Origin of the sequence: Mammaliicoccus sp. D-M19 (assembly GCF_022386695.1) — a bacterium.
In the GTDB taxonomy this organism is placed as follows: Bacteria; Bacillota; Bacilli; order Staphylococcales; family Staphylococcaceae; genus Mammaliicoccus; species Mammaliicoccus sciuri.
Genome location: NZ_JAJNHW010000001.1, coordinates 14,249 through 36,920, shown reverse-complemented (window position 1 = coordinate 36,920; position 22,672 = coordinate 14,249). Strand labels below are relative to the sequence as shown.

Annotated in this window: 22 protein-coding genes, 2 pseudogenes and 1 riboswitch; of the genes and pseudogenes, 18 read left to right on the top strand and 6 right to left on the bottom strand. The window is 30.9% G+C overall.

Features of this window, described 5'->3' with window-relative positions:
* On the bottom strand, positions 1-297 hold the full coding sequence (locus LQ675_RS00185; RefSeq protein ID WP_103354262.1) for a hypothetical protein: 297 nt from the start codon (positions 295-297) through the stop codon (positions 1-3).
* Between the two features lie 40 nt (positions 298-337).
* On the opposite strand from LQ675_RS00185, the pseudogene LQ675_RS00180 reads away from it, so the two are divergent.
* Together LQ675_RS00180 and LQ675_RS00175 are read left to right on the top strand one after the other, a co-directional pair.
* Positions 338-754 (top strand): annotated as a pseudogene (locus LQ675_RS00180) (NmrA family NAD(P)-binding protein); the annotation flags it as partial.
* Between the two features lie 90 nt (positions 755-844).
* Entirely contained in the window at positions 845-1,330 is a 486-nt protein-coding gene (locus LQ675_RS00175; RefSeq protein ID WP_048542650.1) for a GNAT family N-acetyltransferase, read from the top strand.
* Between the two features lie 56 nt (positions 1,331-1,386).
* Here LQ675_RS00175 and LQ675_RS00170 read toward each other — a convergent pair.
* Positions 1,387-2,067 (bottom strand): annotated as a pseudogene (locus tag LQ675_RS00170) (DMT family transporter); the annotation flags it as partial.
* Here LQ675_RS00170 and LQ675_RS00165 point away from each other — a divergent pair.
* The 3 genes from LQ675_RS00165 (at position 2,013) to LQ675_RS00155 (ending at position 4,079) form a co-directional block, all read left to right on the top strand.
* The gene (locus LQ675_RS00165) at positions 2,013-2,447 is read left to right on the top strand and encodes a helix-turn-helix transcriptional regulator (RefSeq protein WP_081359343.1); all 435 of its coding nucleotides are present in this window, start codon (positions 2,013-2,015) and stop codon (positions 2,445-2,447) included. The pseudogene LQ675_RS00170 and the gene LQ675_RS00165 sit on opposite strands and share 55 nt — an antisense overlap.
* A 76-nt stretch (positions 2,448-2,523) precedes the next feature.
* Entirely contained in the window at positions 2,524-3,321 is a 798-nt protein-coding gene (locus tag LQ675_RS00160) for a Cof-type HAD-IIB family hydrolase (RefSeq protein WP_239728077.1), read from the top strand.
* A gap of 23 nt (positions 3,322-3,344) precedes the next feature.
* Positions 3,345-4,079 (top strand): class I SAM-dependent methyltransferase, encoded by a 735-nt coding sequence (locus tag LQ675_RS00155; RefSeq protein ID WP_239728079.1) that lies wholly within the window; start codon positions 3,345-3,347, stop codon positions 4,077-4,079.
* A gap of 72 nt (positions 4,080-4,151) precedes the next feature.
* Here the strand turns inward: LQ675_RS00155 and LQ675_RS00150 are convergent, their stop codons facing one another.
* The 3 genes from LQ675_RS00150 to LQ675_RS00140 are packed head-to-tail and all read right to left on the bottom strand — an operon-like array spanning position 4,152 to position 5,459.
* Entirely contained in the window at positions 4,152-4,679 is a 528-nt protein-coding gene (locus LQ675_RS00150; protein WP_075577904.1) for a GNAT family N-acetyltransferase, read from the bottom strand.
* A 56-nt stretch (positions 4,680-4,735) separates the two neighbouring features.
* Entirely contained in the window at positions 4,736-5,146 is a 411-nt protein-coding gene (locus tag LQ675_RS00145; RefSeq protein ID WP_119649545.1) for a YolD-like family protein, read from the bottom strand.
* A complete protein-coding gene (locus tag LQ675_RS00140; RefSeq protein WP_048542660.1) occupies positions 5,133-5,459 on the bottom strand; it encodes a hypothetical protein in 327 nt (108 codons plus the stop codon). The genes LQ675_RS00145 and LQ675_RS00140 overlap by 14 nt, the downstream gene beginning before the upstream one ends.
* Before the next feature lie 159 nt (positions 5,460-5,618).
* Here LQ675_RS00140 and LQ675_RS00135 point away from each other — a divergent pair, with 159 nt between their 5' ends.
* Together LQ675_RS00135 and LQ675_RS00130 are read left to right on the top strand one after the other, a co-directional pair.
* Entirely contained in the window at positions 5,619-6,131 is a 513-nt protein-coding gene (locus tag LQ675_RS00135) for a Rossmann-fold NAD(P)-binding domain-containing protein (RefSeq protein ID WP_239728081.1), read from the top strand.
* Between the two features lie 209 nt (positions 6,132-6,340).
* A complete protein-coding gene (locus LQ675_RS00130) occupies positions 6,341-8,647 on the top strand; it encodes a CDP-glycerol glycerophosphotransferase family protein (protein ID WP_048542665.1) in 2,307 nt (768 codons plus the stop codon).
* Positions 8,648-8,825: 178 nt separating this feature from the next.
* On the opposite strand, the gene LQ675_RS00125 is transcribed toward LQ675_RS00130, so the two are convergent.
* Positions 8,826-9,044, bottom strand: coding sequence for a hypothetical protein (locus LQ675_RS00125; protein ID WP_048542667.1), 219 nt, complete (start codon positions 9,042-9,044; stop codon positions 8,826-8,828).
* A gap of 159 nt (positions 9,045-9,203) precedes the next feature.
* On the opposite strand from LQ675_RS00125, the gene LQ675_RS00120 reads away from it, so the two are divergent.
* The 11 genes from LQ675_RS00120 (at position 9,204) to mutS (ending at position 22,662) form a co-directional block, all read left to right on the top strand.
* Positions 9,204-9,995, top strand: a complete 792-nt coding sequence (locus tag LQ675_RS00120) for a TIGR00282 family metallophosphoesterase (protein WP_037587854.1) — start codon at positions 9,204-9,206, stop codon at positions 9,993-9,995.
* A gap of 105 nt (positions 9,996-10,100) precedes the next feature.
* A complete protein-coding gene (locus LQ675_RS00115; RefSeq protein WP_075577906.1) occupies positions 10,101-11,858 on the top strand; it encodes a 2-oxoacid:acceptor oxidoreductase subunit alpha in 1,758 nt (585 codons plus the stop codon).
* Positions 11,859-12,725 (top strand): 2-oxoacid:ferredoxin oxidoreductase subunit beta, encoded by an 867-nt coding sequence (locus LQ675_RS00110; protein ID WP_239728084.1) that lies wholly within the window; start codon positions 11,859-11,861, stop codon positions 12,723-12,725.
* A 72-nt stretch (positions 12,726-12,797) separates the two neighbouring features.
* Entirely contained in the window at positions 12,798-13,088 is a 291-nt protein-coding gene (locus tag LQ675_RS00105) for a thiamine-binding protein (protein ID WP_025905601.1), read from the top strand.
* A gap of 67 nt (positions 13,089-13,155) precedes the next feature.
* Positions 13,156-14,880, top strand: a complete 1,725-nt coding sequence (locus tag LQ675_RS00100; RefSeq protein ID WP_075577907.1) for an ABC transporter ATP-binding protein — start codon at positions 13,156-13,158, stop codon at positions 14,878-14,880.
* A complete protein-coding gene (locus LQ675_RS00095) occupies positions 14,877-16,721 on the top strand; it encodes an ABC transporter ATP-binding protein (RefSeq protein ID WP_107610400.1) in 1,845 nt (614 codons plus the stop codon). Before LQ675_RS00100 ends, LQ675_RS00095 begins: the two co-directional genes overlap by 4 nt.
* Positions 16,722-16,735: 14 nt before the next feature.
* The gene (locus tag LQ675_RS00090) at positions 16,736-17,245 is read left to right on the top strand and encodes a GNAT family N-acetyltransferase (protein WP_048542675.1); all 510 of its coding nucleotides are present in this window, start codon (positions 16,736-16,738) and stop codon (positions 17,243-17,245) included.
* Positions 17,246-17,362: 117 nt separating this feature from the next.
* A complete protein-coding gene (miaB, locus tag LQ675_RS00085) occupies positions 17,363-18,898 on the top strand; it encodes a tRNA (N6-isopentenyl adenosine(37)-C2)-methylthiotransferase MiaB (protein WP_084754698.1) in 1,536 nt (511 codons plus the stop codon).
* Entirely contained in the window at positions 18,899-19,330 is a 432-nt protein-coding gene (locus tag LQ675_RS00080; RefSeq protein ID WP_025905606.1) for a YlbF/YmcA family competence regulator, read from the top strand.
* Positions 19,331-19,338: 8 nt separating this feature from the next.
* A riboswitch (TPP riboswitch) is annotated at positions 19,339-19,430 on the top strand.
* Between the two features lie 65 nt (positions 19,431-19,495).
* The gene (gene thiW, locus LQ675_RS00075; RefSeq protein WP_048542680.1) at positions 19,496-19,996 is read left to right on the top strand and encodes an energy coupling factor transporter S component ThiW; all 501 of its coding nucleotides are present in this window, start codon (positions 19,496-19,498) and stop codon (positions 19,994-19,996) included.
* 140 nt (positions 19,997-20,136) lie between these two features.
* On the top strand, positions 20,137-22,662 hold the full coding sequence (gene mutS / locus LQ675_RS00070) for a DNA mismatch repair protein MutS (RefSeq protein ID WP_075577911.1): 2,526 nt from the start codon (positions 20,137-20,139) through the stop codon (positions 22,660-22,662).
* Positions 22,663-22,672: the final 10 nt, after the last annotated feature.

Here is a 22,672-nt window from a genome sequence, read left to right as displayed (position 1 = left end):
TTAATCGTCTCCTTGATAATTGTTATAAAATAATTGGACAAGTGCATTACGAAGTTCTTCATTAGACATTTCCCTATTTTCTGTTAAAAATTCATAATTTTTAGTCGTAAGTGCATTTAATAGGATATCTACTTTGAATGTAATGAAGTATTCGTTTTCTTCATAATTAAATAGGTTTGAATAATAATCATGTAACAACTGATAGAATTCAGTTTGTTTGAAATCTTTTTTACTTGTACTATTTTCAACACATTTCAGTAATGCTTGATGTTCTTTAAGCGTTAAATATGGAAGCACCAAATGGATTAATGAGAAATAGATAATGGATTTTATTCATTCATTTTTCATGGATAATTTTCTGCGCATTGCCAAAGTAGAAGCGGATAACATATATATTCCAGAATTTATTTCACCTGATATAAAATTTGCGATGATTCCTTCTGATGATATCGCAAAAATAACAGCTCAAATATTTAAAAATGTAGATGAATACAATCATCAATCTATTGAAATTGCTTCTGATGAATTAACTTTAAATGAAGTTGTAGATACATTTACATCTGTGACTGGCATAAAAACTGAAATAAAAGGTCAATTTTCTAGTCAAACTGCTGAAAAAAGTTGGCTAGAAGAAAAAGGATACGTTGTAGATTTTGAACAAATGGATCATATAAATCCAAATAGATTACGTTTGAATAAATGGATATCAAAAAATTCAAATAATAATATTATGTTAACAAACTCATGTTGTTAAATAATTGTACAGTCGTGTCAGTTATATTCACATAAATTTGTGTCATTGTATTCCTTATGTATACTAAATATAAATGAGGAGGATGGAAAGTTGATTAGATTAGCTAAAGAAGAAGATTTAAAAGAAATCTTATATATTTATAATGATGCAATTAAGAATACAACAGCTGTATACACATATGATGAAACAACATTAGAAGAACGTCATAAATGGTTTAATACTAAAGTGGAAAATAACCAACCTGTTATTGTGTATGAAGTGGATGGCCAAGTTGCTGGTTTTGCAACATACGGATCTTTCAGAGATTGGCCAGCATATCAATATACAATTGAACATTCTATTTATGTAAATCCAGATTTCAGGAGACAAGGTATTGCTTCAAAATTATTATTAGAAATTATTGATTTAGCAAAGAAAAATGGCTATAAAACGATTGTTGCAGGAATTGATGGTGATAATCAAGGTAGTATTGATTTACATAAAAAATTAGGATTTAAATATAGTGGTAAAATTGAAAAAGTAGGATATAAATTTGATAAGTGGTTAGATTTAGATTTTTATCAAATATTCTTATAAATGATATACAACCATACTGAGACATTAAATATTGTTTCAGTATGGTTTTTTAATTTTTAAACTTCAGAAGTATTTCCCTTTTTTAATGATATTGTGAGTATTAATACTAATATTAACAATATCCCTAATATTTGAAATGGTAAAAATGCGACATTTAACCAAATAGCACTGCTTAATATTGCGATTACAGGTTCAATTGTTCCGAAAAATGCGGTTTCTTTAGCACTTAAATAATTCAAACTAGAAATAAAGAAAAAGAATGCGATTGTTGTACCTGCAATAATGCCAAATAAGAGATAAAAAAAAGTTTGGCCATTTAATAGTTGAATATCAATATCCCAAATAGGCGCTTTAAAATTGATAAATATGCCAGATATGAGCATTGACCAACCAACGACGAGAACTGACGGATATTTTTTTAATAAATTACCAACATAAATCGTATAAAAAGCTAATGATAAACCAGATATAATGCCCCAAATAATACTGCTTTTAGCAACCATTAAGTTGTGAATACTCCCATTTGTTAATAATAAAAAAGAACCGGTGATTGTTAGAATAATAGCTATTAAATCAAATGCTTTAAAAGTGTCTTTCTTTCTTAACACATACCAAATGATGATATAGACTGGTGCTTTATATTGTAAAAGTGTTGCTACTGCTGCATTACCATAATTGATGGATGCCATGTATGAGTATTGAACGAGAAACATGCCAAAAATTGAAAATAGTAACAACGAAACATTTGATAAATATCATGTCGCAAATTGAAACAGATGCACATTACTATTTCGATCAACGTATCAAAACATTGATTAACTATATACAAGTTCATTATCAGTCTAAAATAACGTTGAATGATTTAAGTGACAATATCCATATGAGTAAATCTGAGACTGTTCGACTGTTTAGTAAATATGTTCATCAAACGCCATTTCAATATATCTTAAACTATAGATTAGAAAAAAGTGTGAGTTTATTAAATAAACATACAGATAAGTCGATTACAGATATTTCATACGCATGTGGCTTTTCAACAACGAGTTATTTTATACAAAAGTTTAAAGAAAGGTATGGCCAAACACCAAAACAATTTCTTAAACAAATAAAAAAGTAAACGCTTCCTATTGAAAAAACTATAATTATACCGATACAATATGATTAAACAGTTATAAAGTAAAGGGGATAATTAGATGGATATAAAATTAGTCGTCACAGATATGGATGGTACTTTTTTAGATGAAAATAGCGAGTTTGATAGAGAAGCGTTTGGCATATTAAAAGAAAATTTAGATTCACACAATATTAGATTTGTGTTCTGTACGGGGAAACAATGTGAAAGAGTTGAAAATATTGTAGGTGATTTAACGAAAGATACATTTATCATTGGAGATAGTGCAACACGTATAAAATATAACGGTGAATTTCTTTACACAGCAACGATACAAAATGAACTAGGATTAAATATTATTGATGCTTTAACAAAAATAGATCCAGAGCAAACAATTATTGCATGTACGGAAGATGTAGCATATGTTCTAGATACTGTTTCTGAAGAAGAAAGAAAATTTGTACACGGTTCATATCAAAACGTTACATACATTAAAGATTTCACAGAAATTAAAAGTGATTTCTTGAAAATTACGGTTCATGACGCTTCAGGTAAATGTAAACAAACAGCACAACAAATTGATTACTTTAATAACGAAGTGTATATTATTGTATCTGAAGATTACTGGATTGATATTACGAAGTTAGGTGTGAATAAAGGAACGACTATTCATAAAATACAAAGCATATTAAACATTGATCCTGCTGAAACAATTGCTTTTGGAGACGGACTTAATGATATAGATTTATACAAATCAGCTAAATATAAAGTAGCAATGGATAACGCATATCCAGAATTGAAAAAAGAGGCAAACCTCATCGCGATCAATCATAACGATAGTGGCGTTATTAAAACATTAAATTTATTGCTTTCATTCTGATATCATGAGTATGAGGTGATAAGATGAAACCGGAGAATCAATATGATGATCAAGCATTTTTTGATCAATATGCTAAAATGGCGAGAAGTCAGCACGGCTTGGAAGGTGCAGGAGAATGGGAAACATTACAAAGCAATTTACCTGACTTTAAAAATAAAAAAGTATTGGATTTAGGTTGTGGTTATGGTTGGCATTGTAAATATGCTGTTCAGCAAGGCGCTAAAGAAGTGGTAGGCATCGATGCTTCTAAAAAAATGATAGAGAAGGCAGAAGCGGTCAATCACGATTCTAAAATAACCTACTTGGTTGATCTCATTGATGAGTATTCTATGGAACCTAATACTTATGACGTAATATTAAGTTCATTAGTGATTCATTATATAGAAGATATTGAGTCACTGTTTAAAAAAGTATCAAAAGCATTAACACATAATGGCGAATTTATATTTTCAGTAGAGCATCCTATATTTACGGCACATGGTTCTCAAGACTGGATTTATAAAGATGGAGAAATTGAGCATTTTCCTGTTGATCATTATTTTGTTGAAGGGGAAAGAAATACACATTTCTTAGGTAGCGAAATAAAAAAATATCATCATACATTAACTTCATATTTTGCAGCGCTTAAAAATAATCAATTTATGATTGAAAATATTGTTGAGCCAATACCACCTCAACATATGATGAATATAGATGGTATGAAAGATGAATTAAGAAGACCTATGATGATCATATTTAAAGCGAAGAAGATAAACTAAATGTAATATAGTAATAATAAGAGTGGGATAGAAATCTAATTTATTTAAAAAGATTTCTGTCCCGCTTTTTAGTCATGCATCAAAATCCAAATAATAATAAATATCAAATTTACCTTTTTGTTGTGTGAATTGATATGATTTGGTATTTAATCCTCCAATTTCAAAGCCATATTTTAAATAAAAGCGATTAGCATTTAAATTATTGTCTTGAGCAATTGTATAAATCCCTTTCATTCCTTCATCTTTTGCTAATTCTATCGCTGCATTTAACAATGTTGATGCAACATTTTGACCGCGGTAAGAAGAAGAGACTTTTAAATCACTTAAATACAAATATTTATTCCAATACTTTTCAAAAATACCTAAACCAATACATTTGTTATCATCAAACGCACCTATTGCAAAACCTTTCTGATCAATTGAATCAAGCTGATAATCTTCATCAGGAAAAATCATCGTATCAGAATCCGTTAACACTTCATGATATTGCCATACATCAGCAGTTCTCGTAACGACAAGTTTACCGAACAGTTCAAATGCTTCATTAGGTAATTTAAGTGCATGCTCATTATTTTTAGTAATACGTTCAATCGTTATCATAAATGATGCCACCCCCATTTACACATCATAGCATAAGCGAAGAAAATGGTTTTAGACTATTCAATACTAACAATACAATCCATGCTTAATCGTACTTTCTTATCCTCTGCAATGACTTCTAACTTCTTATGTTCACTATCAAATTTATGAATTTCACATGCTATTTCTTTAAAATAACCATCTTCCCAATATTTAATAAGTGCTTGTGGATTATAAAATATTTTCTCTGCTAATACGTTATTCAAATCATTTAATGCAGTTTCTTCTAATATAGGTTTCTCTACTTTTGATTGATCGGCTATAAACTGTTTAATCATTTCATATTGCTCGGGCATTGTTGCAAATGGTGCCCATTTAATCATACCTCTTCCTTTAGGAATATTACGTTGTAGATAATGATTAGGAATTTTGCGATAATCTGTCTCATATTTATAAGGTTCTGGTAAGTCAGGATTAATGATTTTCATATACAAGCTCCTTATTCATTTTATTTAAGCAATGAATCGCGTTATTCAAAGAAACGATCATCGTATTTCGTTGTGTTGAAGATGTATAAACATCACGATAAATGACGCGTAAAATCTTTAAATATCCCGTAAATAAAATGAACTTCTCAGTTCGATAATCAAATGATTGAAGGTAGCGTTCAACTTTGTTTATTTCTTTATAAATGGCTTCACCATTTAAAAATATCGCCGTATCATTAGTTGGTTCAACGCTATCTAACATGTAAATGTAAGTTTCAAATTTATGAATCATTAAGTTAATATACTTATTCATCAAAAACACCTCCCGTAGAATCTTTTCTCATATTATACGAACAAGTGTTCGTGTTTGTAAAGTGAAATGTGAGAGATAAATTTGACTAGATAAATGAAAATCTATTGAAAGCTTGTATTATATTAAGCATACTTAAGAAAAATTCTTAAAATAAAGTAGGTGAATAAAGTGACAATTGTGATTGTTGGTGGATCGGGTATGTTGATGGATGCAACGAAATGGATTAAAGAACATTTTGATGATGATATTTGGTTGCTTTCTAGAAATCAAAATAAATACTCAGAGGACTTACTTCATTCGAAAAATATACATTTTAAACAATATGATTATGAAAATGATAATGCGCTGATTGATGAGAATATACGAGATGTTAATATTATGGTGAATTGGGTGCATAGTAATGGCTATTTTAATCATCTCAAGTTCATTGAGAAATATATAAGTGTGGATAAGCATGCTGAACCAATTTATGTTCACGTCGTCGGTACAAATAAATTTGATGATGCTGAGTTTATTAATAAGCTTAAGAATAAAGGCTTTAATGTATTCACAGTAAAATTGGGTCATCGAATAAATGATGATGGAACTAAACGTTGGCTTAATAATGAAGAAATTTCAAAGGGTGTAATTCAAGCTATACAATTCAAAAAAGATATATTAATAAGTGATTGATGAGTAAAAGAGCGTGAATTTAATATTGTAATATAGAAGATAATCTAAAAATAGATTATCTTCTATTTTTAGATTCAATACAATTAATTATTTCTAATAAATAATTCTGTGTAAAATAATTAAAAATTGTGGAATAAGTATATAAGGAGTGTTAATATAAATGAAAATTTAATTATAAGATAAAAACAATTACAAAGGGGCGAGATTGAATGAAAATTAAAATTTTAGGGTTCAATCTTTTTGCTAAAGGTGGAACATCAAGAAGTAATATCAATTTAATTAAATCGTTTATTAAAGCTAATCATGAAGTTGTTTATTATAATTTTAAAACTTTTGATAAGACAGCGAAATTTAATACTATGATTAATGAACAATTATTTGATAAGCATTTAAGTTTCGAAGAATTTAGAACAAGTGAAGATTTTGTAAATGCAGATCTCGTTATACTAACGAGAGAAACCTTCTTTTATTTAGCAAGAGAAATAAAATCAATCAATCCAAATGCAATGGTCGTAGGGGAGATTCATGGACCATTAGCATATATTGATGATAATCAAGATTTAGCTTTTGATGCGATTGATGCTTATAGAGTGAGTTCTATTGATATTAAGCGTGATTTCATCGAACGTTATGGAAAAGAAAATGTCTTTAATCAATATGTCGATGCGTCACATATTATCGCGAATGAAGAACCTAGTGTGACACGAAGAAATTTATTAATTAAAGCAAGATTTGAAGATAATATAAAGGATATTTCATATGTTATAAAAATGATGAATCGTATCATCAATGTTAAGGGCTATGATGATATACATTTATATATCAAGGGGTATGGACCATCTGAAATTTTATATAAAAATTTAATTCATTATTATCAACTAGAGGAACATGTTCATATGAATGAACGAGAACCTAAAAACTATATTTATATATCATCTTCTCCATATGAAACATTAGGCTATTCTATATTAGAATCTATAGCTGAAGGTAATAAAACGTTTATTTATGCTGGAGAAGATGGCGTACTCAAACGTATATATGAACCGTATCATGCAGTACAATTTTTAGAGAAAGATATCCATGAAGATAGTGATCGTTTAATTGAGTTTATTGATGACAAATATACAAAGGAAGAAAGAGCTGAAGATGTAGCATTATTGAATGCAACATTTATTGATAGAGACTATGCTTCTGATTTTATTGAAGCATCTAAAGGATGTATGGATGGTTTAAAAATAGGATCAGGAAGTAAGGCGAAAGTTACACAAAAAGTCCGCAAAAAATCAAAGCTAGAATATGGCAGAGATTTGTATGAACAATATAAGACTAAACCAGTTATTAGAACAGTGTTAAATAATGAGAGAGTCTTTAATTTTGCAAAAAAGAAATACGAAAAAAGGAAAATGGATAAGCTTAAACAGCAATACGACGCTATTACACCTTCGGAAAATAAAGTGTTCATAGAGTCGTTTCATGGGAACAATTTTAATGGAGATCCGAAATATATCGCACTATATATTAAAGAACACTTTCCTGAAAAAGAAGTGTATGTAAGTTCTAGAAATGCATTAGTAGATATGGAAATTAGAAATCACAATTTAATTCCTGTAAGGTTTGGTAGTAATATTTATAATCAAACATTTAGGTCGTGCAAATATATTGTGGTGAACGGCAATACTTTAGATAGGGTGTTTAAACATAAAGATCAAATATTTGTACAAACATGGCATGGCTTTCCGCTTAAAAGAATGTTGAATGATTTAGAAGACAAAACTGAAAGGAATGCTCAAGTAGCAGCGTTTAAACCAAGAATGAAGAAGTGGGATTACTTATTAACTTCTTCAGCAGTAAATACAATGTTACTAGAGTCATCATTTAATATTCAACCAGAGCAAGACTTACAAATACTTCAACTCGGTGCACCGAGAAATGAATATTTAATGAAGCATGATGAAACAGAGAAAGAACGTGTGCTTACGAAATATTTCTTTACTAAAAGTAATGATAAAAAATATATTTTGTTCTGTCCGACATGGAGAAAAGAAAAAAGAGCACTAATGTCAAAAATCAATTTAAACATCTTATTAGAACAATTACCTGAAGAATATGAAATTATTGTTAAACTACATCCTAATGAATCACATTTGAGAGTAACATATAGTGAATTAAGTGATCGAATTCATTGTTTTTATAATGAACTTGTAGACATTCAAGAACTATATTTAATTTCAGATGCCATGATTACAGATTATTCATCTACGATATTTGATTATGCACATTTAAATAAACCCATTTTCTTATTGCAAGAAGATACAGAAGTTTACTCAGAACAAATAGGCTTTTATTTTGATATATTCGAACTTGTCACGATAGAAATTGCGAGTAATGATGAACGCATACTGGCCAGACAATTACTAGAAAATAAACAACCAGATTATCAAAATATAACAGACCAACTATTACAAGATGATAAAATAGGTACCACTGAAAATATCGTGAATTATATATTTAAGTAAGATTTGTACAAAGTGTTGATTTTTATATAGTTATCTTAGAACTTGTGAGTTAATGAAGACATTAACACACAAGATTGGGTACCTCGTAAATTTTATCTTTAAGTAAGTATTCTACAAATCAAAAACCATCGCTACAATCTATAGCGATGGTTTTTGATATTAGTATTTTATAATAAATTTAACGTGTTAAGTTCAGTTCTAAATCTAATGCTTCTTTTAAAATGTTGGATGTTTCTTGTGAATTTACACCACAACTGCCATATTTTTCAGCGAGTTTGAATGCTGTAACGTATAGTTCTAAACTGTCTTTCGCGATATCTTCTGCATTTTCTTCTACGGATGGATTTGCTCTAACCACTAATTCTGCAAATTTTTCTGGTTGGATTTCAATTCCCATGTTTAAATAAACACTCCTATTAGATTTTGTAACGTTACTAAACTAATGTGTTTGAATAACGCTCGTATTATGTATACCCTAATAAAAAATTAATAATCATCTCTTTTAAAATTTTTTATTTTGAATTAGAATATAGAGTGAATAGAGAGGATGTCAATATTGAGAATTTTATTTATAGGTGATATTGTAGGCAAACTAGGAAGAGAGCAGTTAGAAACATATTTACCAAAAATTAAAGCAAGTTACAAACCAACGTTTACGATTGTGAATGCAGAAAATGCTGCACATGGTAAAGGTTTAACAGAGAAAATTTATAAAGATATTTTAAGAATGGGTGCCGACTTTTTAACGATGGGTAATCACACTTATGGTCAAAGAGAAATATATGATTTTATTGGACAAGCGAATAGAATGGTTCGTCCAGCGAATTTCCCAGAAGAAGCACCAGGTCTTGGTATGAGAATTATTAGAGTTAATGATAAAGATATCGCAATCATTAATTTACAAGGTCGTTCATTTATGCCAGCAATTGACTGCCCATTCAAAAAAGCAGATGAACTTATAGAACAAGCTTCAAAAATAACACCGTATATATTTGTGGATTTTCATGCTGAAACAACTTCAGAGAAAAACGCAATGGGATGGTATTTGAATGGTAGAGTAAGTGCAATGGTTGGTACACATACTCATATTCAAACATCTGATGAGCGTGTGTTAAATGAAGGTACTGCATATATTACTGACGTAGGTATGACGGGTTATTATGACGGCATACTAGGTATTAATAAAGATGAAGTTATTGAAAGATTTATAACAAGTTTACCGCAACGTCATAATTTACCTGATGAAGGTAGAAAAGTATTGTCAGGTGTTATTATTGACCTTGATAGTGCAGGTAAAGCTAAAAAAATACAACGTATATTAATTAATGACGATCATCCATTTGAATAGTATCGTCCATTAGACTGATTTTTATTAAAACCCTTTAATTTCATAGGATTAAAAGGGTTTTTTTGTTATGATATAACATGAGATATTACATGGGGAGGCCATAAAATGAAATCACAAATTTCATGGAAAGTGGGCGGACAGCAAGGCGAAGGAATTGAATCAACAGGTGAAATTTTTGCAACTGCTATGAACCGTCAAGGATATTATTTATACGGATATCGCCATTTTTCAAGTAGAATTAAAGGCGGTCATACAAATAATAAAATTAGAGTATCGTCAAAACCAGTAAGAGCTATTAGTGACGATTTAGATATATTAATTGCATTTGATCAAGAGACGATAGAAGTTAACTATCATGAAATGCTTGAAGGAAGTATTATTATTGCAGATGAAAAAGCGAAACCTCAAAATCCAGAAGATAGTAAAGCACAATTAGTTAGTTTACCATTCACAGGTGTAGCAAAAGAATTGGGCACTGCACTTATGAAAAATATGGTCGCAGTTGGTGCAACTTGTGCCGTAATGGATTTAGATACGAAAGTATTTGAATCATTAATAAAAGATCTATTCGGTAAAAAAGGTGAAAGTGTTGTAGATTTAAACATTCAAGCTTTAAATGAAGGATATCGCTTAATGTCTGAACAAATGGACGATTTACAAAGTGAACATACCATAGAACAAACTGACTCTGAAGGTCATTTATTTATGATAGGAAATGATGCAATTGGTTTAGGTGCTGTTGCAGCAGGTGTTAGATTTATGGCAGCATATCCAATCACACCAGCATCTGAAATTATGGAGTATATGATTGATCGTTTACCAGCATTAGGTGGAACAGTTATTCAAACAGAAGATGAAATTGCAGCATGTACAATGGCTATAGGTTCAAACTATGCTGGTGTACGTTCATTCACATCTTCAGCAGGTCCAGGTTTATCATTAATGATGGAATCAATAGGTTTATCAGGTATGACTGAAACACCACTTGTTATTGTAAATACACAACGTGGGGGCCCTTCTACTGGTCTGCCAACGAAACAAGAACAATCAGATTTAATGCAAATGATTTATGGTACACACGGTGACATTCCTAAAATCGTATTGGCACCAACTAGTGCAAGTGATGCATTCTATTTAACTGTAGAAGCGTTTAACTTAGCTGAAGAATATCAATGTCCAGTTATTCTATTATCAGATTTACAATTATCATTAGGTAAACAAACTGTAGAATCATTAGATTATAGCAAAGTTGAAATTCGTAGAGGTGCATTGGTTGAAGGTGATTTAGAAAAACAAGAAGATAAAGCGTACTTTAAACGTTATGCTTTAACAGATTCAGGTGTATCACCACGTATCTTACCAGGTACAATAGGCGGAATCCATCACGTTACAGGTGTTGAACATGATGAAGAAGGAAAACCTTCTGAAAGTGCTGAAAACAGACAAAAACAAATGGATAAACGTATGCGTAAAACAGCTCAATTATTGATCAATGATCCAGTAGAATCTAATGAAAAATATGAAGAAGCGGATATATTATATGTTGGCTTTATTTCAACAGCTGGTGCAATCGAAGAAGCTATTTCAAGATTGGATCAACAAAATGTGAAAGTCAATCACATTCAAATTAGACAACTTCATCCGTTCCCTTCAGATGTTGTGCAAGAAGCATTTAATAAAGCTAAAAAAGTTGTTGTAGCTGAGCATAACTATCAAGGACAACTATCTAATATTATTAAGATGAATATTAATCATCAAAATAAAATTATTAACCAAACTAAATATGACGGTACGCCGTTCTTACCACATGAAATAGAAGATAAAGCTTTAGAAATCGTAAGTAATATGAAGGAGTTGATTTAATTGGCAACATTTAAAGATTTTAGAAATAATGTTAAACCAAACTGGTGTCCAGGTTGTGGAGATTTCTCAGTACAAGCTGCAATTCAAAAAGCAGCAGCTAATGTTGGACTAGAGCCAGAAGAAGTTGCCATTATTACAGGGATTGGATGTTCAGGACGTTTAAGCGGTTATGTAAATTCATATGGCGTTCATTCTATACATGGACGTTCTTTACCATTAGCACAAGGCGTTAAAATGGCTAATAAAGATTTAACTGTTATCGCTTCAGGTGGTGACGGTGATGGATTTGCGATTGGTATGGGCCATACTGTTCATGCATTAAGAAGAAATATGGATATGACTTATATCGTTATGGATAACCAAATTTATGGTTTAACAAAAGGACAAACATCACCAAGTTCTGCTAAAGGATTTGTAACGAAATCAACTCCAAAAGGTAACATCGAACAAAATATTGCACCTTTAGAATTGGCTATATCATCTGGTGCAACATTTGTTGCTCAAAGTTTCTCTAGTGATATTAAAGAATTAACAAGTATTATTGAAGAAGCGATTAATCATAAAGGATTTTCATTTGTAAATGTATTTTCACCATGTGTAACGTATAATAAAATTAATACGTATGACTGGTTTAAAGAAAATTTAACAAAACTTGCAGATATTGAAGGTTATGATAATACAAACAAATCTCAAGCAATGCAAACTGTATTAGATAATGAATCAATGATTACAGGAATTATTTATCAAGATAAAGATACACCATCATATGAATCACAAATTGAACAGTTTGATGAACAACCACTTGTTAAAAAGTCCCTTAAACTTGAACAAAATCAATTTGATGAACTTGTTTCTCAGTTTAAATAATTATATAATAATACCACTTTAAGCTCATAGATTTATCTATGAGCTTTTATACATAGAAAAGGGGGATTCGAAATGACAAATACATTAATGAGTATTCAAATTATTCCAGAACATCAACAGACAGGTGTTATTCCTCTAGTTGATGAGGCAATTAGTATCATCGATCAATCGGGTCTTAAATATGAAGTACATCCTTTAGAAACAACGATAGAAGGAGATTTAAATGCATGTCTTATTCTTATTGAACAAATAAATGAACGTATGGTTGAACTTGAATGTGACAGCATTATTTCTCAGATTAAGTTCTATCATGTGCCTGAAGGTATAACAATGGATACATTAACGGATAAGTATAAATCATAATTTCAAAATAATAAGATATAAGAAAAGGAGAATGTTATAGAAAAATATATTAAAGGGGATATGTAAATTGAAAACAGTACTTAAATTTATTAGGCCGTATAAATGGTTGTTTATACTCGGTTTAATATTAATGTTAGTAGAATTAGCGGTTGAACTTATTCAGCCCATTTTTATATCAGAAATCATTGATAACGGAATTTTAAAGAATGATTTGAATCACGTATATTTGTACTTAGTTATTATGCTAGTAACAGGATTAGTAGCCCTTTTATCAGGAATATGGAATAGTTTTGTTGCGGGGCATGTATCTCAAGCATTTGCTTATGATTTAAGAACTGAACAATTTAAGAAAATCCAGTCTTTTTCTTTAGCAACATTAGAGAGGTTTAAGACTTCAAGTTTAATTACGAGGTTAACAAGTGATGTAACCAATTGTGATCAAGCAGTATATATGTCAATTAGAATCATGTTACGAGCACCTTTAATGATTATTGGGAGCATTATTTTAAGTTTTGCAGTCGAACCGAAATTAGCGATTTATTTAGTAATAGGTTCTCCGATTATTTTTATTATTATATTTGTAATTGCTCGAAAAGGATCTAAACTATTCACAAAAATTCAAAGAAAATTTGATGAAATGAATAGATTTTTCCAACAGAATTTAGAAGCGGTCAGATTAATCAAAGCGAGCCAAACGAGCAAACAAGAAATCAATCAATTTAATGAAAAAATCAAAGATATTAGAAGCAATTATACATACGCATTACGCCTCATGGAATTTATCAATCCTTCATTATTATTGATTATAAATGGCAGTATATTAGCTGTTGTATGGTTTGGTTCAGATATGGTTGATCATTCTACTTTAGAAGTTGGTAAATTAGTTGCGATATTAAATTATGGTATGAGAATGCAAGGTGGATTTGGGATGCTTGCTTTCTTAATCATGACACTCAGTAGAATGAAAGCATCAAGTGAACGAATTGAAGAAGTATTAATTACGCCATCAGATGAAAAAGTGTTTAATAATGAAATTGAACATAAGCCCAATTATGCATATCCTATTCAATTTAAAGATGTTTCTTTCACGTATCCAAATAGTCATAAGCCTGTTTTAGAACATATATCATTTGAAGTGAAACCGAGAGAAACTTTTGCCATTATGGGGTCAACTGGTTCTGGTAAATCTACATTACTCAGTTTGATACCTAAAATGTATAAAGCGACATCAGGAGAAATATTGCTTAACAATAAAAACGTAAACGATTGGGAAATTGAATCTTTAAGAGATGCGATTGGATACGTACCTCAAAAAGCATTGTTATTTTCAGGAACAATTTATGAGAATTTACAATTTGGAGATCCATCAGCTGAAAGTGAAATGTTAGAATTATCTTCAGAAAAAGCCCAAATACATCAATCTATCGAACGTTTTGATCATCAATATGATACGATGATTGGCCAACAAGGTGTGACGTTATCAGGCGGTCAAAAGCAAAGATTGTCTATTGCTAGAGCACTTGTTAGGAAACCAGGTTTATTAATTTTAGATGATTCAACATCAGCATTAGATATTAAGACAGAATCTGCTTTATGGGATGCATTAGAAGATGAAGAAACGACTAAATTAATTGTGACACAAAAAATTTCAACTGCTCAAACAGCAGATCGAATTATGTTACTAGTCGATGGACGAATTGAAGCGATTGGGACACATGAAACACTATTAGAAACATCACCATTGTATAAAGAAATTGCAAGTAGTCAAGAAAGCGCGGTGAGTTCATCATGAGTCTAAGAAACCCTTATGGTCATAAATCAGTATTTGAAGATAAAAAACGTACTCAACATCCAACTAAAAAGAAAAAAAGAGCAAGAGATACGAAAGGTACATTATTAAATATATGGAAATTAATAGACGAAAAACGAATTCAATTAATTGTCGTGATTCTAATGATTATATGTTCATCCATATTAAGTTTAGTTGGACCGTTTTTAATCGGACATATCATTGATACGAAAATTATACCGAAAGAATTAAATGGACTACCTCAATATATTTTACTGCTTGCTATTGTATATATAATGCTTTCAGTTACATCATATATAGGATCATTTATGATGGTCAGTATTGCCCAGCGCACGGTATATTTATTAAGAAATCAACTTTTTGAACATTTTCAAACTTTGCCTGTCGCTTATTATGATAAAAAGCAACATGGTGAACTGATGAGTCGAATGCAAAATGATATTGAAAATGTATCTCAAGTATTAAATTCATCATTTATACAGTTTACTTCTAGTGTCGTTACACTCATTGGTACACTTTCAATCATGCTTTATTTGAGTCCTTTACTCACACTATTGACGATAATTATTATTCCAATCATGTTTATAAGTTTAAGATGGATTACAGCACGAACAAGTGTGTTATATGCTTTACGCCAAAAGCAGTTTGGTATTATGAATGGATATATCGAGGAAATTGTAAATGGACAAACAGTTGTTAAAGCTTTTTCTCAAGAAAAACATGTTATAGATACATTCAATGAAAAAGCTAAAGACGTGAGAGAATATAGTTTTTGGTCTATCACATTTGGTGGTTTAATACCAAAAGTAATGAACTATTTAAATAATTTAAGCTTTGCAATTGTAGCAGGCATTGGTGGTATATTAGCACTTAATCAAACTGCTGGTGTTACAGTAGGGGTGATTGTGATTTTCGCAGAATATGCGAGACAGTTTACAAGACCGTTATCTGATTTAGCAAACCAATTTAATACAGTATTATCTGCAATTGCAGGTGCTGAACGTGTCTTTGATATTATGGATGAGCCGGGTGAAAAAGATGATAAAGAGGCGCAAGATTATCAAAATATTAACGGTGAAATTGAATTTGAACATGTTGAATTCAAATATGATCCTAACCAAAAAGTACCGACTATAAAAGATTTATCCTTTAAAATTCATAACGGTGAATCTGTTGCATTAGTTGGTGCCACTGGTGCAGGTAAAACGACAATCGTGCAACTTATTCTACATTATTATGAAGTGAATAAAGGACGTATTCTAATAGATGGCATACCAATTAACAAAATAACACGTGAATCTTTAAGAAGTTCTATTGGTGTTGTGTTACAAGACTCCTATTTATTTGATGGAACGATTAAAGACAATATAATGTATGGAACGCCAAATGCTACATATGAAGAAGTTGTAGAAGCTGCTAAAAAAGCAAATGCACATGACTTTATAGAAGCTTTAGAAAATGGTTATGATACAGTGTTGAAAGGTGAATCTGGTTCATTATCTCAAGGTGAAAAACAACTTATTTCTATCGCAAGATGTTTACTTCAAGATCCTAAAATACTTTTATTGGATGAAGCAACAAGTAGTATCGACACAGTAACCGAAATTAAAATTCAAGAAGCGTTGGATACATTAATGCAAGGTAGAACGAGTGTTATTATTGCGCACCGTTTAAATACAGTTAAAAAAGCAGACTTAGTCTTTGTATTATCCCACGGTGAATTGATTGAATCTGGCTCACAAGATGCATTAATTGAACAACAAAGTATTTATTATCACATGTTAAATACAAATGATGATGAACAAATAAAAGAATTAAACTAAAAGGGGATACGTTTATGGAATTTAGAGAATTAGATAAAGATATTGAATCGTTATTCACAGAATATATAAATGAATGGTATGAAAACGAAGAACCGGTTGTTCCATGGGCGACTGATGTCCGTCAACATGGTGGATTTGACAAGATGTTGATCATGTTAGAAGAAGCAAAAGACCCAGTTGACGCAAACTTTGTAAAAGCAAAAACATATGTACTCATTGACGATGACAAAATTGTTGGCGCTGTAAATATTAGGTATGCCTTAAATGACTATTTAAATAAAAAGGGTGGTCATGTTGGTTACGGTGTTAGAAAAAGCGAACGTGGTAAAGGTTACGCGACAAAGTTGTTAAATTATGCAGTTAAGAATTTGAATAATGAGGGTGTAAATTCTGTTCTTGTAACTTGTGATGAATCGAATGATGCAAGTGCGAAAGTCATTATAAATAATAATGGTGTAGAAGATGAACCCTATAAATCAGATGAACAAGAAAATACGAGAAGATTTTGGATTAATCATCTTTAAAATTAAATAATGACTACATGAAATGAAAGTGCAAAAATGTCGGAACATTTTTGCACTTTATGTTGAACTCTAATATAATATATAGGTATAAATATATGGGCAGAAAGGGTTTTGAAATTGAATGAAGAGCAAAGAAAACATGGGGCTACAGCGAAGACAGAACCTAATTTAGAGAAGGATTATAGCAAGTACTTCGAACATGTTTATCAACCTCCAAATTTAAAGGACGCTAAACAAAGAGGGAAATCACAAATTGAATATCATGATGATTTTAAAATAGACGAACGACATAGAGGTATGGGGAAAGGTCGTAAATTCTATATTAGAACATATGGTTGCCAAATGAATGAACATGATACAGAAGTAATGGCTGGTATCTTACAGGCGTTAGGTTTTGGACCGACTAACTCAGTAGAAGATGCAGATGTGATATTACTTAATACATGTGCAATAAGAGAGAATGCTGAAAATAAAGTGTTTAGTGAAATTGGGAATTTAAAGCATCTTAAACAAGCGCGACCAGATTGTTTAATTGGTGTATGTGGATGTATGTCACAAGAGGAATCTGTCGTTAATAAGATTCTTAAATCATACCAGAATGTTGATATGATTTTCGGTACGCATAACATCCATAGATTGCCTGAAATTTTAGAAGAAGCATATATGTCTAAAGCGATGGTTGTTGAAGTATGGTCAAAAGAAGGCGACGTCATCGAAAATCTACCTAAAGTAAGAAATGGTAGAATTAAAGCGTGGGTAAATATTATGTACGGTTGTGACAAATTCTGTACGTATTGTATTGTACCGTTCACACGTGGTAAAGAGAGAAGTCGTATGCCTGAAGAAATTATTGCTGAAGTAAGAGATTTAGCAAGACAAGGCTACCAAGAAATATGTTTATTAGGTCAAAATGTAAATGCATACGGTAAAGATATTGACGGTTTAAATTATGGTTTAGGCGATTTGTTAAATGACATCACTAAAATCGATATACCGCGCGTACGTTTTACGACAAGTCACCCTTGGGACTTTGATGATCGTTTAATTGAAGTGATTGCTAATGGTGGTAATATCGTACCTCATATACATTTACCAGTACAGTCTGGTAATAACCAAGTGTTAAAAATTATGGGTAGAAAATATACACGTGAAAGCTATTTAGAATTAGTTCAAAAAATAAAAGCAGCAATTCCAGATGTAGCATTGACAACGGATATCATTGTTGGCTATCCTAATGAAACAGAAGAACAATTTTTAGAAACAATAAAGTTGTATCATGAAGTTGGTTTCGAACATGCTTACACGTATGTATATTCTCCGAGAGAAGGTACGCCAGCAGCTAAGATGAAAGATAATGTGCCTGATAAAGAGAAAAAAGCAAGACTTCAAAGATTAAATAAAGTAGTTGGCGAATATGCTGCAGAATCATTGAAACCATATGAAGGACAAGAAGTATTTGTTTTATGCGAAGGTTCAAGTAAGAGAGATGAAGCAGTACTAGCAGGCTATACTGAAAAGAATAAATTAGTTAATTTTAAAGCACCAAAAGATGTAATCGGCAAAATCGTAAAAGTAAAAATTACTGAAGCAAAACAATATTCATTAAATGGTGAATTTATAGATGTTGTATCTAAAGAAAAGGTGGTACATTAAATGTATACAAAAGATGATATTTTGGAACAAGCGCGTAAACTCGGAAAAATGATGTCAGAAACAGAAGAAGTAGATTTCTTTAAACGTGCAGAAGCGCAAATTCATGAGAATCAAACAGTCAGAGAAAAAATGGCAAGCTTGAAATCTTTACAAAAACAAGCAGTTAATTTCCAAAACTATGGTAAAGATAAAGCTTTAGCTATGGTTGAAGAAAAAATAAAAAACATTGAAAAAGAATTAGATGAAATGCCAATTGTAAGTGAATTTAAAGAAGCGCAAGTTGAAGTTAATGAACTTTTACAAATGGTATCTCATTCAATTAGCCATACAGTTACAAATGAAATTATTGAATCAACAGGTGGTAATCAACTTACTGGTGAAACAGGTGCAGCAGTTAGAAATGCACCAAATACAAGTAGCTGTTCAAATTAAGATTTAATATATTGCACACACGGTGCCTAAAAAGGCTGAGAAGATACGTGTAGATTTGATCCAGGTAATACTGGCGTAGAGATTGTGCAACTAAAGATTATATATGCTTTTAATCATTAGTCTGCCAATACGTAGACTAATGATTTTTTATTTGGAGGAAATATAATGAAGAAGACAAAATTAATGACTTTAACTGCAATATTAACAACGATAAATGTTGTGTTTAGTACTTTTATTACAATACCTATAGGCCCAATAAAAGCATTACCAATGCAACATTTCATTAATGTCATATCAGCTGTATTTCTTGGACCATGGTATGGCTTAGCACAAGCTTTGTTATCTTCGTTTATTAGAAACTTATTAGGTTTAGGCACGATTTTTGCTTTTCCAGGCAGTATGATAGGCGTATTATTAGCAAGTTTACTCTATAAATATCGTAAACAATTATCAATTGCATCTTTAGGAGAAGTCCTAGGCACTGGTATGATAGGTAGCTTCGTTTGTATTCCGTTAGGTTGGTTACTAGGATTAGGGAAAATTGCATTTTGGCCGTTATTTTTATCATTTTTCTTTAGTAGTCTAATAGGCGCTATCGCGAGTTATATATTATTAAAAGCTTTTGAAAAAAGAGGCATATTAAAGAAATTAAAAAATGATACTTAAAGTTATATCATGAATTAAAGGGCGTGAAGCATATATTGCTATATCACGCTCTTTTCTTAATAAATAAACATACTCGTTTAATAGTAGAAATTTTGATAAAATAGATAAATCGAAAGTTAAAAAAAGGAACGTGAATAAAGATGTCTAAACCAACGCCGATGATGGCTCAATATTTAAAGATAAAATCTCAATATCAAGATACATTATTATTTTTCAGATTAGGTGATTTTTATGAAATGTTCTACGATGATGCAATTGAAGCATCAAGAGTATTAGAAATAACACTGACAAGAAGAGATGCTAAGAAAGATCCAATTCCAATGTGTGGGGTACCGTATCATTCTGCTTCTGGATATATCGAAAAACTTATTTCAAAAGGTTATAAAGTCGCGATTTGTGAACAAATGGAAGATCCGACACAAACTAAAGGAATGGTTCGTAGAGAAGTAGTGCAAGTCATAACGCCAGGTACGGTTATGGATCAAAAAGGTATGGACGAAAAAACAAATAATTATATATTAGGATTTATAAAAGAAGACGGAGAGTTTCATTTAAGTTACTGTGATGTCACAACAGGAGAATTAAAAGTAACATCATTTGTAGATGAAACAACTTTAATTAATGAAATTACAACGATTCACCCTAATGAAATTATTGTTAATAAAGTGTTACCAGATAATTTATATAAACAAATTCAACTCATAACTGAAACCATCACAGTTATTGATAGCTATGAAGAACGAGACTATGAAGTTGTCACAGGCACATCTCACGATCAAAAAAGGTCATTAAATTATTTATTAAATTATATTCATGATAACGGTAAACGCGATATGCCACATTTAGAAGAAGTTGTCGTATATAGAGCTTTAGATTATATGAAAATGGACTTTTATGCGAAACGAAATCTTGAATTAACAGAAAGTATCAGACTTAAATCTAAGAAAGGTACATTATTATGGTTGATGGATGATACGAAGACACCTATGGGCGCAAGAAGATTAAAGCAATGGATAGATAGACCACTTATTAATCAAAGAGATATCGAACAAAGATTAGATGCTGTTGAACAATTAGTGAATGGGTTTATTGAGCGTGATGAACTTCGAAGCTATTTAAATATGGTATATGATATTGAAAGATTAGTCGGAAGAGTTAGCTATGGCAATGTGAATGCTAAAGATTTAGTACAGTTGAATTATTCAATAAAGCAAATTCCATATGTTAAAGAAATTATTGAAAGATTAGACTCAAAGTCTATAGATCGATTTAAAGATTTAGAGCCATTAAATGATTTAGAACGATTATTAGATGAAAGTTTAGTAGAAGATCCACCGATATCTGTTAAAGAAGGTGGCATATTTAAAAAAGGCTATAACGAAACACTAGATCAATATAAAGAAGCTTCAACAAATGGTAAACAATGGATTGCAGAATTACAATTAAAAGAACGTGAACGAACAGGTGTTAAATCATTAAAGGTAAGCTTTAACAAAGTTTTTGGGTATTATATTGAAATTACAAAAGCTAATTTAAATCATATAGACACGGATGCTTTAGGATATCAACGTAAGCAAACATTATCAAATGCTGAACGATTTATTACTGAAGAATTGAAAGAAAAAGAATCTATCATTTTAGGTGCAGAAGATAAAGCAATCGAACTAGAATATCAACTATTCCTGGATTTAAGACAAGAAGTGAAAGCTTATACTGAAAAGTTACAAGCACAAGCTAAATTACTATCAGAAATAGACTGTTTACAAAGCTTTGCCGAAATTGCTCAAAAATATCATTATACACGTCCAATTTTTAGTGAAGATAAAACATTATCACTTAAATCATCGCGACATCCTGTTGTTGAGCGCGTAATGGATCATAATGATTATGTCCCAAATGACTGTTATTTAGATAAAGAGGGCTTTATTTATTTAATAACAGGACCAAATATGTCTGGTAAGAGTACGTATATGCGTCAAATAGCTATTATTAGTATTATGGCTCAAATGGGGGCATACGTGCCTGCAGATTATGCGCAATTGCCAATATTTGATCAAATCTTTACGAGAATTGGTGCTGCAGATGATTTAGTATCAGGTAAAAGTACATTTATGGTCGAAATGTTAGAAGCTGAAAAAGCTATGGTTGGTGCAACTGAAGATAGCTTAATTATATTTGATGAAATCGGAAGAGGAACATCTACATTTGATGGTCTAGCGCTTGCACAGTCTATGATTGAATATGTACATCATTATACAAAAGCAAAAACATTATTCTCTACACATTATCATGAGTTAACACATTTAGATGAAACATTATCTGGACTTAAAAATATTCACGTTGCTGCACAGGAGTACCAAGGAGAATTGATTTTCTTGCATAAAGTAAAAGAAGGCGCGGTTGATCAAAGTTATGGTATTCATGTAGCGAAATTAACAGATTTACCTGATGAAATTATTGAAAGAGCACATACTATTTTGCAAGAACTTGAATCTCATACTAAAGTAGAAAAAGAAGCAGATAAGTATGAACAACCGTCATTCCAATTATTTGAAGAACAAGGGCAATCTGAAATTGAAAAGAAACTGAAATCAATTGATTTAATGAACATAACACCTATTGAAGCATTATCAAAACTGCATGAATTACAAAAACAACTTAAATAGAAAGTGTGAG

Coding starts and splice junctions, on each gene's coding strand:
- LQ675_RS00165 (WP_081359343.1), top strand. CDS start 2,013: ATGCCATGTATGAGTATTGAACGAGAAACATGCCAAAAATTGAAAATA.
- LQ675_RS00160 (WP_239728077.1), top strand. CDS start 2,524: ATGGATATAAAATTAGTCGTCACAGATATGGATGGTACTTTTTTAGAT.
- LQ675_RS00155 (WP_239728079.1), top strand. CDS start 3,345: ATGAAACCGGAGAATCAATATGATGATCAAGCATTTTTTGATCAATAT.
- LQ675_RS00150 (WP_075577904.1), bottom strand. CDS start 4,679: ATGATAACGATTGAACGTATTACTAAAAATAATGAGCATGCACTTAAA.
- LQ675_RS00145 (WP_119649545.1), bottom strand. CDS start 5,146: ATGAAAATCATTAATCCTGACTTACCAGAACCTTATAAATATGAGACA.
- LQ675_RS00140 (WP_048542660.1), bottom strand. CDS start 5,459: ATGAATAAGTATATTAACTTAATGATTCATAAATTTGAAACTTACATT.
- LQ675_RS00130 (WP_048542665.1), top strand. CDS start 6,341: ATGAAAATTAAAATTTTAGGGTTCAATCTTTTTGCTAAAGGTGGAACA.
- LQ675_RS00125 (WP_048542667.1), bottom strand. CDS start 9,044: ATGGGAATTGAAATCCAACCAGAAAAATTTGCAGAATTAGTGGTTAGA.
- LQ675_RS00115 (WP_075577906.1), top strand. CDS start 10,101: ATGAAATCACAAATTTCATGGAAAGTGGGCGGACAGCAAGGCGAAGGA.
- LQ675_RS00105 (WP_025905601.1), top strand. CDS start 12,798: ATGACAAATACATTAATGAGTATTCAAATTATTCCAGAACATCAACAG.
- LQ675_RS00095 (WP_107610400.1), top strand. CDS start 14,877: ATGAGTCTAAGAAACCCTTATGGTCATAAATCAGTATTTGAAGATAAA.
- LQ675_RS00090 (WP_048542675.1), top strand. CDS start 16,736: ATGGAATTTAGAGAATTAGATAAAGATATTGAATCGTTATTCACAGAA.
- LQ675_RS00080 (WP_025905606.1), top strand. CDS start 18,899: ATGTATACAAAAGATGATATTTTGGAACAAGCGCGTAAACTCGGAAAA.
- thiW (WP_048542680.1), top strand. CDS start 19,496: ATGAAGAAGACAAAATTAATGACTTTAACTGCAATATTAACAACGATA.
- mutS (WP_075577911.1), top strand. CDS start 20,137: ATGTCTAAACCAACGCCGATGATGGCTCAATATTTAAAGATAAAATCT.